The sequence below is a fragment of the Paenibacillus taihuensis genome, from assembly GCF_003386535.1.
GTDB classification, from domain to species: Bacteria; Bacillota; Bacilli; order Paenibacillales; family Paenibacillaceae; genus Paenibacillus_Z; species Paenibacillus_Z taihuensis.
In genome coordinates this window covers 1-12,384 of sequence record NZ_QTTN01000017.1, presented here as the reverse complement: position 1 = coordinate 12,384, position 12,384 = coordinate 1, and the positions used below count along the sequence as shown (strand labels likewise).

The following is a 12,384-nucleotide window of genomic DNA, read 5'->3' as shown; positions in this document are numbered from 1 at the left end:
GCCTGCTGGTGAGTGTTGGCGTCAGCCTGACCAACGCGAATGCTTTTTGAGGCAAATAGTCAAATTCGGATACTACAATAATTCCATCGATAATGATATAGTTAAACTACTTTATGACGTCATGGAGTGGCACAATGAATCAATCAGATAAACCTCAGAAGCATGCATCAGCATATTTATTCAATGTTGACATTCTCGTACAAGGTGACACCAACGCAATCGCAATGGAGAAGCTGCTTCGTGTGCTGAATCAAGCTGGATTTGCGGACTTCCGCATTAAATCCGGCATGGAGCTCGGCCGCCTGATCGAAACACTGGAAGCAAGCAAGCCAAAGGACGTTAAACCAGCGAAAGCAGTTCAGAAAGCTGAACCCGCTGCCGCACCTCCTGCTGCAACTAAGAATAAAGAAACGGCTCCCGACTCCAACCTGACCTTCGTTACGGATCGGATCAAAGCTTGTATTGCAGAGAAGAAGTTAATTCGATTGACCGTGAATAAGGGCTTCGGCAAGAAGCTAAGCATTCCTTGCCGCATCATTAACCTTGATGAATCCTCACAAATGATGACCGTCTACCACGTCGACGAAAAACAGGTTTATACGTTCACCGTTTACGAGATTGAAGAGTTTGTATAGTTTGATTATGAAGCTGGGCCCTTCTGGTATAGAAGCGCGCTCAGCTTTTTCTTTTTTTCAGAAAGGAAGGACTTTCGTCATGAGTATTGATAATCATGTCGACTGCTGTCACAATAGTGGAAGAGTTTAGGTGATTTCCATTTTTATTTAGCGATTAAAGGAGACTTCTTCACTATGCGTTCTTTTTCCATTCGATCACAAATTATTGTTCTCATCGCTGTACTCCTGCTGGCGCCAATCACCGGGATAGGCCTCTACTACTACGATTCCATCACATCCAAGCTCGAGGTCATGGACCGCGGCGCTACCGACGAATCAGCCGCGTCCGTAGAAGGCATGCTCTCCATTCTCTCTTCTCATGTGATGGATGTAACCGTTACCAACTCCCACTGGGGAGATTTCCGTACCGCGTTTCTCACGCATGATCTGGAATGGATCACGGATAATGTAGCCGGCGCTGTCAACATTATTCCGAATTTGGATTTTACCGTTACGGCTGGCTATGACGGCAATGTCGTGCTGCAGAGCGGCGACGTTCAAGACTTCATGGTACCGAATATCAATAAACTTGGCATCGTGCAGAAAGCGAAGGCAGATGGAGACTTCTCCGGCCTGCTCGTGACGAGCAAGGGACTAGCCTTCATTGCCGTATCCAAAATAACAGATGAAGAGAACAAGCTCTCCTCCCCTGGCGTCCTCGTCTTTGGCCGTCTCCTGAATGCAGACGCCTTGTCGACCATTGCCAGCACTGTTGGCGTGGACGTATCGTTCTACTCGAAGCTCGGCGAAACCGGCTGGATCGATGCAGACAAGGCCGGAGTCAAAGAAGCTTCTACAGCAGAGAACCTCTATGCCGAGCAGATCAAAGCCGGGGCACCTGGGCAGCCGGTCATTTCAACGGTTAAGCAGGATAACCATTCGTATAGCGTGAAAATGTTGCCGGTGACCGATTTTGCAGGCAAGCCAGTCGGCGTTATGTCCGTAGCAAGAGAGCTGCGCGTCAGCTCGGAAGTGGCCTCCGGTCTGAAGAAGCTGAGTCTGCAAGCAGGCGCAGCCGCGCTCATTCTCATTGCAATTATTGGGTATTTCATCGAGCTGCGGATTATTTCGCCGCTCAAGCGGATTCATACCTACCTGAGGCAAGTTGCCGAGGGCCGATTGTCGGCTGGAGCGCCGACAGGCGAATTGAAACGACGTGATGAGATCGGCTTTATCACCGGAACACTGCAAACGACGGTTTCCGATCTGCATGGCATTGTACGCGGCATCGAGACGACGTCCTCCTCGGCTTCCGCGACAGCAGGCGTGTTGTCGGACGAGACCGAAGATACGAAAGCGGGCATCGGACAAATCGTCGATCATATGCACATGATGACTGAAGGCGCTGAAGCCCAGCTCATCGGCGCGGCAAGCGGCACCAAAGCGATGTCTAGCATCGCGGACGGCATTCAGCAAATCTATGAGCGCACGATCTCGGTCTCGAACAGCGCGACAGAATCGACCGGCTTCGCCGAGGATGGACGCATGAGCATCAACAACGCCGTCGTGCAAATGAACCAGGCGAGCAGCTCCGTGCAGCAGGTCGTGATCGATATGCAGCAGCTGGAGCAGCACTCGGAATCGATCGTTGAAATTGCCGAATGGATCGGCAAGATCGCGTCGCAGACGAACATTCTCGCACTCAATGCGAACATTGAAGCTTCGCGTGCCGGCGAGCATGGGAAAGGCTTTGCAGTCGTAGCGGACGAGGTGCGGAAGCTGGCGATGCAGGCGGGTGAAGCAGCCGGTCAGGTGCAGGAGCGCGTGACAACGATTCGCGAACAGATCGAGGATGCTGTCACTCACATTCAGCAGGGGCATATCGAGGTTAGCGAGGGCACGCAGCTCGTGCAGACTGCCGAGCATGCCTTCTCTCGCATCGCCGACTCCATCGCTTCGATGAGCGTGAAGCTGCAGGAAGTAGCCGCGGCAACGGAAGAGATGACAGCCGGGAGCCAAGAGATGGCTGCGATGGTGGAGCAGACCGAAACGGTATCGCGCAATGCGGCGCAATTAACGAAAGAGGTAACCGGCATCGCGGAAGCTAGAGCAGCCTCCGTGAGCCGAATCACCTCTGTCATGAGCGAATTGAACAAGCAAATTCAAGAGCTGGGCACAGCGGTCGCCCGCTATTCCTGATTGCTCTTCGCTTTCCAAATTGCATAAGCTGCCATAGCCCACGCCACAATAAAAGCAAGGCCGCCAAACGGTGTAATAATTCCCAGCGGTTTAACGCCAGACAAGCTAAGTGCATACAAGCTGCCCGAGAACAAGAAGATGCCCAGATGCATCAGCCGGGCAGCCCAGCGAATGCCGCGCTGTTGACCACCCCTGTCGGATGCGAGCGCGATGAGCAGAAGCCCAATGCCGTGGTACATATGGTAGCGTACGCCGGTTTCGAATACGTTCAGCATTTCGGCGGTCAGCCGGTCTTTCAAGGCATGTGCGGCGAATGCGCCGAGCACGACAGCGAGAAGCGCATGAATGGCTCCATAAGCGCCATATTTATTAAACATGTGTTCTCCTTCCTTTCCGATTCCTAGGTGAAAGTAGTATGCTTGGAACGATAGCAAACGATTGATAAAGGAGATACCTTTCAAATGAATGAACATGACAATGAACAGCATTACGCACCGGATCGTTACAATCCGGCGCCGCCCGCTTTCGGGGAGGCTCCAGGCCCTATGCCGGTCAAGACCCAATCCAAGCTTGGCATAGCGTCATTTATTCTAGGACTCATTAGCATGATCGGCTTCATCGTCGCCATAGCAGTTATAACATCATTTATTATGAACCACAACTTTCCCGACATCAACACTTTTGGGCAGAGAATTGAAGCTCATGAACAAGATCTTGAGGAATTTGCGCCAGTCGTGCTTGGCGGGCTGCTTATCATCCTGTCGGGAATCGTCGGTCTCGTCGGACTTATTCTCGGCATTGTCGGCGTCGCGTCGCGGAATAAACGGAAGGCGTTCTCGATTCTCGGCATCATCTTGAATGGAATTATACCGGTCGCCTTTATCGGCTTGTTCTTTATCGGTATTATGCTAGGCGGCTCGCAATAAAAAGCAAAAGTGCCTTGGAGGTTGGCGTCAGTTCCAACTTCCAGGCACTTTTTGTTTATGGCAGATCGCATGGCTATCGAATGGCTACAAATAGATGAAAATATCCATTTATTAGAGTCGATTCAGCTCCGTCGCCCATGAATAAATGGAAATATCCATTTATTTCGGTCAATATCGAGGTTTGAGAGCGGAAACGGCCGAAATAACTGGATAAATCCGGTTATTTCGGTCGAAACGCCTCAATCACACTTGAATAACTGGATATATACAGTTATTCAATCAAGCTACTACCCCCTCTTGCGCAAATTTGCGGCTTATTTCGCCAATGTGGGGTACTGGGTACCTCTCTTGCGACGCCCTCGTCTTAGCTCTCGAAAGGAGGCGGCTCGTAGCTGACGCCATACGGCGCGTCCGGACGATGGAACTCGCCCATCAGCGCGCGGCGCAGCGGCGTCGTCTGATCGAGGAACGCCTGCGAGTTCTGCAGACGATCCGATGGTCTTACCCACGGCGGACTGTAAATATAGTGCATCGTGTAGCGGTCGTAATCTCCGTCATGTGCATATGTCCGGTGCCATACCGCGTTGTGGAACACCAGGACGTCGCCTGCTTTGGCACAGATGACATGACCGATCGAGATATCGCCCTTCTCCTTGCGAATCGAGTCAGGCATCGGCACTTGCGCGCGATGGCTGCCCGGAATGAGCTCCATATTGCCCATTCTCGGCTTCGTCTGATCGGTCAGCAGGAACGACGCCCGAAGCTGAATAAGCGGAATATGGTGGCTCAGTTTCTTGAAGTCATACGCGCCGGAGCCGTCTTGATGCCAACCGCCCACGCCTCCGAAGGCAGGCTGCTTCGTATTCCAGCCAGATTGCATAATAAAGCGGTCGCCATAGATGCCTCTTATTTTCGGCAGCACCGCCGGATGATCCATCAGTTTCTCCAGCGCGGGCTCTGTTTCATAGCCTCGGCCAACTTGACCAAACCCTTCTGTTCCTGCAGCAGCGTGAATCCGTTTCGAAGCTTCCAAACATTCCTGTACTTCTTCTGCGCTCAGCACGTCCGGAATAACGAGATAACCCCATGATTCAAAAATAAATCGGTCCGTGTCTGTAAGTACGCCTGGTGCAACTACTGGGTTAAGCATTGAAGCATCTCTCCTAACTCTAGTTTATGACAATGCGCTGCCGACTCACGGCTGACAATCGGCAGGCATCGAGCACCTTCATCGTCTGAACTGCGTCTTCCGGCGCGAAGAGCAGCGGGCGATCCTCCAATATTTGGCGCGAAAACTGCTCCATCTGCTGCTCATAGGCATTGACGGCAGGAACGGCGACTTCCCGCAGCTCACCCTTCGTCAGCACGCGGAAATTCGCTCCTCCGGGCGTCGGCACGAACGCTTCGGGGATGTCAATGCGTCCATGCGATCCGGCAATTTGCAGCGTATTGCGAAATTCCGCCCACATGCCGCATTGGAACGACAACCCGACTGCGTTCGGGAACTCCATCAGCCCGGATGCCATCATGTCTACTGCATGATCCTCGCTTGCATAAAGAGCCTGCACCGTTGCGGCTTCCGGCTCCAAGCCAGTGACAAGACGCGCACCGCTGACCGTATAGCAGCCGACATCATACAAACCGCCACCGCCAAGAGCGCCATCCATCCGAATGTTGTTCGCTGCGCCAACCTCGTAAATTTGGAACGAGAAGGCGACCTGAACCCCGCGCAGCTCCCCGATTTCTCCGGACTGAATGATGTCCCGGATCATCGCATACCGCGGGTGATAGCGGTACATGAACGCTTCGGCGAGCTTCACGCCATGCTCGCGGCAGGCGTCGACCATCCGCTGCGCTTGCTCGGCGTTCATCGCGAAGGGCTTCTCGCACAGCACATGCTTCCCGTGCTGCGCCGCCTTGATCGTCCATTCGCAATGCATATGATTCGGCAGCGGAATGTAGACGGCATCGATCGACTCATCCTGCAGCAGCTGCTCGTAGCTGCCATAGGCTTTCGCGATGCCGAAACGGTCCGCCACCGCCTTCGCTTTGCCGATTTCACGGCTCGCGACGGCGACAACCTCTGCCGACGAGGCGGCCAATATCGCCGGAATAATCTCATTCACGGCGATGTTCGCGCAGCCGAGAATGCCCCATCTCACTTTGCCTCCTGCAATACTCATGTTCGCTCTTTCCTCCTATCTCTAGCTTCTAGCTAATCGAATGACAGCCGGATCGTTTGAATCTGCTTCGGTGCGAGGCTGATATGCGCCTTCCCGCCAAGCAGCTGCACCGCCTTGCCATCCTGCTGCTGATCCAGCTGATGATCGAGCGTCACCGCTTCCGCAAGCCGCGCCGGCCGATCGAACGAGACAACGGCTGCTTCCGGCTGCTCGGATGCATTGAAGACGCGCAGGACATAGCCGTCTTCCTCCTGCTCCGCCTGCAGCAGCGCACTGACGCGGATCGCCGCATTGTCCACCTGCATGAACGAATGGACGGCGGGCAAATCCCGGCTGCGCTGCTGCAGCGTCTCGTAGCGCACGTCATCCTTGCGCTGCGAGACGCTCTGCAGGCCAGCGGCGAACTGCTCGCGTTCGCCCCACAGCGCAGCCAGCGGCGTGCTCGCTGCCGCAAACGGGCGAATGGCATACTCGAAGGTCAGCTCGCGCAGCAGCTGCCCGCCGTCGCCGCCGTCGCTCAGCACTTCCTTGTTCGTGCTGCGGAACAGCGTCAGTGCAACAGTACGAGTGTCATCCTGTTTCAACGACATCTCATACAGCCCTTTCGTGTAAAGCGCCAATCCCGCTTCCGAGTCGCGCAGCGCGACAAACCCGTTATAAGGCGCATCGCCAGGCGATGTCTCCAGGTGCTCGGAATAGTTAGGCAGCTTCGTCGAACGTTCCACGATATCGAACGGCGTGCTCGCATAGTACTGCTCGGTCTGCAATCCAGTCTTGAACAGCAGCTTCAGCCGATGGTTGCGTGCCGTATTGTTAATGACCGTACGGCAGCGCAGCACCGGGTCATCCTTGCGCAGCTCGAGATGGGTTCGAATCGTCAGTCCCACCTTCTCATCAAGGCGGCGCGTGTCGTCGTGCGAGATGCCCTTCGGCACGTTCAACGTCAACTCGACGCAGGCGATGCTGAGCAGCGGACCATCCGCGACCGTGGAAATATCCGCCCGGCAGCCCGCTGAATTGAAGATCGGATTAACTGGCGGAGCGACATAGTTCCACCCTTCGCCGATGTCCGCTTCATCCTCGAACAGCAGCAAATCCGGATAGGCTCTGCCTGTTTGCAGATCGGTCACAACGATCGTGCCGTTAGACTGAACCGCGACACGAATTCGCCCATTGTCCCATGTAGCGATCGCTTGCTTCATCGTGCCAAGCAGCCGCCTTGGCTGGACAAGCTCCCTCATGCCGTAATCACCGTGTGCCGGTGCCGGAATAACAACCTTTTCAAGCGTGTACGCCGCATAGCCAAACGAAGGAACTTTCCCGTGAAAAGCAAGCTGCATCCGATCAACCATCTCAGCGCCTGGGATGTCGCGATATTTGCGGAACCGGTTCGCGCTGCCCCGCTTCAAATCGACCACCTGGCAATCTGCCAACTGACCGCTCGCATCCTTCAGCTGCAGGAAGCTGCCGCCAAGAACGATCGATTTTAACCCGCCCGCACTGTCATGAGGCAGCAGCGCTTCCACTACAATGACGCCGTCCACTGCTTCCTGCACCGGATTATAGATAACAACCAGGTTAGCGCCATCCCCATCAACGCTGCTTGGATCAATATGATTCGCAAAATATTGCAGCTGCTCATGCAGCATCTGCTGCGCAATAAGCCGGCTCTGATCGAAGCGATAGATCATATCTTGATGCACTTGATCGATCGAACAGCCGCAGATGGAATCATGCGGATGGTTCTGCAGCAAGAAATTCCATGCCCGGTCAAGGAAGGTGCGCGGATATGCCCGTCCGACCCATGAAGCAAACACGGCCCAAGGCTCCGCCCACTTCTCCAGCAGCCGTTCGCAATTCTGATTGTGCTGCTTCAGATGAATGCGCGAAGACAGCACGTTTACGAGCACCCAGTTATTGATGCCGTTATAACCTGGGGAGCGCTGCTCTCCTTTGTACACCTGCAAATCTTCCACTTTCTCGCGCAGCACTTCCAGATATTGCTCCAATGTGGCATGAACGAACTCCACGCCTCCGAGCGCTTCCGCATCATTAAGCTTTTCCAGCATCCAAGGCAGCTTCGGCTCGATTTCAATATGATCGACGCCATCCATACCGAGCATCACATCGGTCGTCGCCCGCTGCTGCTTATACTTGAGCATCCCTTTCGCCCGGCTGATCAGCTCGCCTTCGTCATAGCTGAAATCCCGGTCGACGAACGGCCACCGGAGGAAGAAATAGAAGTCGCCATAGGAACGGTCTTCATCGAGCTTGAGCGCAAGCACGCGGCTGCCGTCGGCTCCTTCCCATTCGATCTCCGCGCGATCGCCGTCGCCGTGGAACCCGCGGAACAGCACGGCATTATCGATGCCGAACCCGCGCAGAATCTGCGGAAATTGGCTATTATGCCCGAATATGTCGGTGACATAGCCTGATTTGACCGGCTCCACGCCGAAGCTGCGCGATTGGCGGAAGCCCGCTTGGAAGTTACGGATGATCGACTCTCCGCTGACGAGGAACTCATCAGGCATCACATACCAGGGCCCGATCCCGATGCGGCCTTCCCTGATGAACCTCGCAAGCAGTTCCCGCCGCTCCGGGCGAATTTCGAGGTAGTCGTCGATTACGATTGTCTGACCGTCCATCAGAAAATACCGATAGTCCGGATTCGCCTCCATCGTATCCAGCAGCTCGTCGATCATATAAACTAGCCGCGTCCGAAAGCCTTGATAATCCTGGTACCATTCACGATCCCAATGCGTATGCGAGACGACGTAGACCTTTTTGATCGATGGTTGATTTGTCGTGGTCATGTGCAAGCGTTCATCCCTTTCTCTAGCCAGTGGAATTAACCTTTAAGCTTTAACCTTTAACGCCAGCCATCGCATAGCCTTGAATGAAGTTGCGCTGCAGCAGCAGGTAGACGACAATCGGCGGCAGCATCACGATAGCGGTAAGTGCGAAGAAATCCGGATACATCGGTACTTGCCCGCTCGACATCATCGTGGAGAGCAGATTCGTTACGCCCGTATTGATAACCTGAATGCCCGGGCTGTTGATCGCAACGAGCGGCCACAAGTAGTCGTTCCAGATCGCAATGAACGTCGTAATGACGATAACCGCAAGGACGGCGCGCGTCATCGGAAGGTAGATGCCGAATATCGTCCGGAACACGCCGGCGCCATCAATGCGGGCCGCTTCTTCATATTCGAATGGAATAGATTCCATCGTTTGCTTCACAAGAAAGATAGCCGCAACGTTGACGATACCGCTGCCGAGGAGCAGTGCGCCCCAAGTGTCGATCATGCCATGTCCGCCTTGCCCCATCCAATCGTTGCCGCCCATGAACGGAAACCGTGCGAACAGCAGGTAAGTCGGAATAAGCGTCACTTGCCCCGGCACCATCATCGAAGTGAGGAAGATAATAAATACGGTATCGCGCCCCTTGAACCGCAGCTTCGTAAAGACGTAAGAGGCAATAAGAGCAACGAAGCAGGTGACAACGATATAATAGACACAGCGGATAAGCGTATTAATCAAGTAATGATAGATAAGCGGATTGTGAATAAGGCTCAAATACCGGTCGAGATGAAGCTCCGTTGGAATCGGAATGATGACCGTATTGTAGTAATCAATATTAGAGCCGAAAGAAGCGAGCACTTGGAACAGAAACGGATAGAACATGACGACGCTACCAACTATGAGCAGCAGATAGATGGCCAATGACTCGAGCTTGCTTCGATGGTTAACCATTTCCTTATGCGTTCCTCCCTCGCCCTTAAGTTTGGTTACGCTGCGAAATGCGGTATTGAATCATCGTGAGCACGAACGTGAAGATCAGCACCATGACGGACGATGCGCTCGCCATCCCCATATTGAAGGACTGGAAAGCATCCTGATAAATCCGGTGCAAAATAATATTCGTATGCCCCTGCGGACCGCCGCGCGTCAGGAGCTGAACCGGCTCGAAGATCTGGAAGCTGCCGATGATGCCCATTATGGCGATGTACATCGTAATCGGGCGAAGCGACGGGAGCGTGACGTAGAGCAGGATTTTGAAACGCGTTGCGCCATCGACCTTGGCTGCTTCATAGAGCGTCGTGTCAATGCCTTGCAGACCAGCCAAATAGATGATGACGGTACCGCCAATCCCTTTCCAGATCGAGATGATAATGAGCCAGAAGGTCATCCAGAACACGCTTTGCTGGAAAATTATCGGCTCCATTCCGAACCGTTCCATGACTTTCCGGACAAGGCCGGTTACCGGATCGAGCAGCGCATTGGCAATTTGAGCGACAACCGCGAATGAGACAAGCACAGGCAAATACCAGAGGGTCCGATAGATGCCCACGCCCGACACCTTCTGATTGAGCAAAATCGCCACGAAGAAGCCGATGAACATACACCCAGCAAGGATAAGCAATCCGTACATGCCTGCATGAAGCAGCGTCAGCATGTAATCGCCGGTCGTGAAGAAGCGGTGGAAGTTGTCTAAGCCAATCCATTTGGGCCAGCCGAGCACGCCATTCCACTCTGTAAACGATAAATAAATCACGAACAGCAATGGAAAAAGCGAGAAAACAGCAAAAAAGACGAACATCGGCGCGAGCAGCGAGTACCCGACAAAACCGTCGCGGTGACGGTTATAGAACGGTATGATGCGCTGCTTGAGGGACAATTGGAGGGAAGCCTCCCCGAGCTGTGCCCGGGGAGCCTCTTTCTTATCTGCGACCGTACTCATTTCAGCTGTTCCTCTGCTGTTTTCTGAGCTTCCTTCAATGCATCCTCGATCGGCTTATCCGTTGTCAGCGTAATATCCTGCGCCTTGTACCACGCCTCCCAAATTTGCGGGCCGTTCTTCGCGTAAACCGGCAGCGGCGAGCTTTGCTCGTTCGCTACGATATCGTCGAACACTTGCAGTTCAGGGTATGTCTTAAGCAGATCCACGTTCTTCCCTGCTTCCATGTTCGCAGGCAGACGGCCTGTCGCGTTAGCTTCCATCTCTTGGTATTCCTGGCTTGCAATGATTTTGAGGAACTCGACTGCCGCCTCAGGATGCTTGGATTGCTTGAGCGCATAGAACAGCGTGTTGCCTACGATAACGTTGCCTGTTTTGCCCGCTTCGGGCACTGGCAGCGGCGCGAAACCGCAGTTGACGCAGCCGTTCGCTTTGCCCCATGCGATATGCCAAGGACCATTCACGGCAAAAGCAACTTTGCCGCTGTTGAGCAGGTTGAAGAATTGACCTTCGTCCGTCATCGAAGTGGAGCCTGGAGGCGATGTTTTTGCGAGATCGCGGAGGAAGGTGAGTGCTTTCACGTTCTCAGGAGAATCGAACGTCACTTGCGACCAGTCTGGCGTTGTGAAGTCGCCGCCGACTTGGCGCATGAACGGCGCTAGGCGGAACGCGCCGCCAAGGCCCATATTTTGCACGATCGTGCCGTAGTATTGTCCCTTGCCGTTGGCCGTCGCTTTCTTCGACATGTCGAGCCATTCATCCCATGTCTTCGGCGGCGTGTTCGGATCAAGGCCGACTTTGGACATGACGTCCTTGTTATAGATCAGGCTGAATACGCCAGTCATTTGAGCAACCGCATAAGGTTTGCCGTCATGCATCGCTGCTTTCATCGGCCCTGGCGCCAGCTGCGATGCTACGTCCTCAGGCACTTCAAGCAGTGCGCCGATCCGTGCAAACTCTGGAATAAAGTCTTCCCCGTCTGCTACGTCCGGCGGATTGCCGCCCATAACGGATACCATGATGGCTTGGCGAAGCGTATCCGCCCAGCCCTTATCGATATATTTGATCGTGATGCCCGGGAACTTCTCTTCCATCTTCTTCTGGATGAAGTCGTAAATTTTGTTCGCGGTCGCATCGTTCGCTTCAGGCATCGCATTCGCCACATTGTGGCTCCATACCGTCAGCTCGAACGGCTCGCTCGCCGGCTTATCCGATGTATTGCTGCTGCCATCATCCGTACTGTCGTTCGTCGTGGCAGATGTATTCGTATCTGAAGAGGTACTGTTCGTTGCTTTATTATTCGAAGCCGCCTGATTATTGGAATCGCTGTCATTCTTGCTGTTGTTGGAACAAGCCGTAAGTACGAGTGTCAGCACCACGATGATTGATAAGATCGATGAAAACCACTTTCTCCCCTTCATTGACCCATGCTCCTCTCATCTTGAAAATAACCCGTTATCGCTTGCACATTATTTTCACAGCTAGCACGCAATGACGATGACCGATCGCCCCAGGCACCTCCAGTATATAATTGTATTATATGATATGTCGTCATAATACTTCGAGAATCTATTTACTGTCAATGACTGCTTTTGTCGAATGAGCGGAAACAAAAAAAGAACCTCTCGCAAGGTCAATGTCATTAAGTTAAGGTGTTGAACCAAATATCTATGCAAAGGAGCAGGTTATCGAAAGATAGCCTGCTCCTTTTTTGCGTGAAAAAG

The 12,384-nt window shown here is 53.5% G+C and carries 10 protein-coding genes; 3 read left to right on the top strand and 7 right to left on the bottom strand.

All coding sequences use genetic code 11. From position 1 onward, the window contains the following. Positions 1–134: 134 nt before the first annotated feature. Both A8990_RS15185 and A8990_RS15180 read left to right on the top strand, forming a co-directional pair. The gene (locus tag A8990_RS15185) at positions 135–635 is read left to right on the top strand and encodes a hypothetical protein (RefSeq protein WP_116189894.1); all 501 of its coding nucleotides are present in this window, start codon (positions 135–137) and stop codon (positions 633–635) included. 174 nt (positions 636–809) lie between these two features. Then, entirely contained in the window at positions 810–2,813 is a 2,004-nt protein-coding gene (locus A8990_RS15180) for a methyl-accepting chemotaxis protein (RefSeq protein ID WP_116189893.1), read from the top strand. Here the strand turns inward: A8990_RS15180 and A8990_RS15175 are convergent. Then, the gene (locus A8990_RS15175) at positions 2,804–3,190 is read right to left on the bottom strand and encodes a DUF423 domain-containing protein (RefSeq protein WP_116189892.1); all 387 of its coding nucleotides are present in this window, start codon (positions 3,188–3,190) and stop codon (positions 2,804–2,806) included. The genes A8990_RS15180 and A8990_RS15175 overlap by 10 nt on opposite strands. 84 nt (positions 3,191–3,274) lie before the next feature. Here A8990_RS15175 and A8990_RS15170 point away from each other — a divergent pair, with 84 nt between their 5' ends. After that, complete coding sequence (locus A8990_RS15170; RefSeq protein WP_116189891.1) at positions 3,275–3,739, top strand: hypothetical protein; 465 nt, start codon at positions 3,275–3,277, stop codon at positions 3,737–3,739. Positions 3,740–4,103: 364 nt separating this feature from the next. Here A8990_RS15170 and A8990_RS15165 read toward each other — a convergent pair whose 3' ends face one another. From A8990_RS15165 to A8990_RS15140, 6 genes are read right to left on the bottom strand one after another with little or no spacing between them, the layout of a single operon-like run. Continuing rightward, positions 4,104–4,889, bottom strand: coding sequence for a phytanoyl-CoA dioxygenase family protein (locus tag A8990_RS15165; RefSeq protein ID WP_116189890.1), 786 nt, complete (start codon positions 4,887–4,889; stop codon positions 4,104–4,106). 19 nt (positions 4,890–4,908) lie between these two features. Then, positions 4,909–5,922, bottom strand: a complete 1,014-nt coding sequence (locus A8990_RS15160; protein WP_116189889.1) for a Gfo/Idh/MocA family protein — start codon at positions 5,920–5,922, stop codon at positions 4,909–4,911. Positions 5,923–5,954: 32 nt separating this feature from the next. Beyond that, positions 5,955–8,735 carry an alpha-mannosidase gene (locus tag A8990_RS15155; protein ID WP_116189888.1) on the bottom strand — a complete coding sequence of 927 codons (2,781 nt, stop codon included), beginning with the start codon at positions 8,733–8,735 and terminating at the stop codon, positions 5,955–5,957. A gap of 49 nt (positions 8,736–8,784) precedes the next feature. Next, positions 8,785–9,675: a carbohydrate ABC transporter permease gene (locus A8990_RS15150; protein WP_116189887.1), complete on the bottom strand. Its 891-nt coding sequence runs from the start codon at positions 9,673–9,675 to the stop codon at positions 8,785–8,787. Positions 9,676–9,700: 25 nt separating this feature from the next. Beyond that, on the bottom strand, positions 9,701–10,663 hold the full coding sequence (locus A8990_RS15145) for a carbohydrate ABC transporter permease (RefSeq protein ID WP_116189886.1): 963 nt from the start codon (positions 10,661–10,663) through the stop codon (positions 9,701–9,703). After that, complete coding sequence (locus tag A8990_RS15140; RefSeq protein WP_116189885.1) at positions 10,660–12,081, bottom strand: ABC transporter substrate-binding protein; 1,422 nt, start codon at positions 12,079–12,081, stop codon at positions 10,660–10,662. The genes A8990_RS15145 and A8990_RS15140 overlap by 4 nt, the downstream gene beginning before the upstream one ends. Between the last annotated feature and the right edge of the window lie 303 nt (positions 12,082–12,384).

Coding starts and splice junctions, on each gene's coding strand:
- A8990_RS15150 (WP_116189887.1), bottom strand. CDS start 9,675: ATGGTTAACCATCGAAGCAAGCTCGAGTCATTGGCCATCTATCTGCTG.
- A8990_RS15175 (WP_116189892.1), bottom strand. CDS start 3,190: ATGTTTAATAAATATGGCGCTTATGGAGCCATTCATGCGCTTCTCGCT.
- A8990_RS15155 (WP_116189888.1), bottom strand. CDS start 8,735: ATGACCACGACAAATCAACCATCGATCAAAAAGGTCTACGTCGTCTCG.
- A8990_RS15145 (WP_116189886.1), bottom strand. CDS start 10,663: ATGAGTACGGTCGCAGATAAGAAAGAGGCTCCCCGGGCACAGCTCGGG.
- A8990_RS15180 (WP_116189893.1), top strand. CDS start 810: ATGCGTTCTTTTTCCATTCGATCACAAATTATTGTTCTCATCGCTGTA.
- A8990_RS15160 (WP_116189889.1), bottom strand. CDS start 5,922: ATGAGTATTGCAGGAGGCAAAGTGAGATGGGGCATTCTCGGCTGCGCG.
- A8990_RS15165 (WP_116189890.1), bottom strand. CDS start 4,889: ATGCTTAACCCAGTAGTTGCACCAGGCGTACTTACAGACACGGACCGA.
- A8990_RS15170 (WP_116189891.1), top strand. CDS start 3,275: ATGAATGAACATGACAATGAACAGCATTACGCACCGGATCGTTACAAT.
- A8990_RS15185 (WP_116189894.1), top strand. CDS start 135: ATGAATCAATCAGATAAACCTCAGAAGCATGCATCAGCATATTTATTC.
- A8990_RS15140 (WP_116189885.1), bottom strand. CDS start 12,081: ATGAAGGGGAGAAAGTGGTTTTCATCGATCTTATCAATCATCGTGGTG.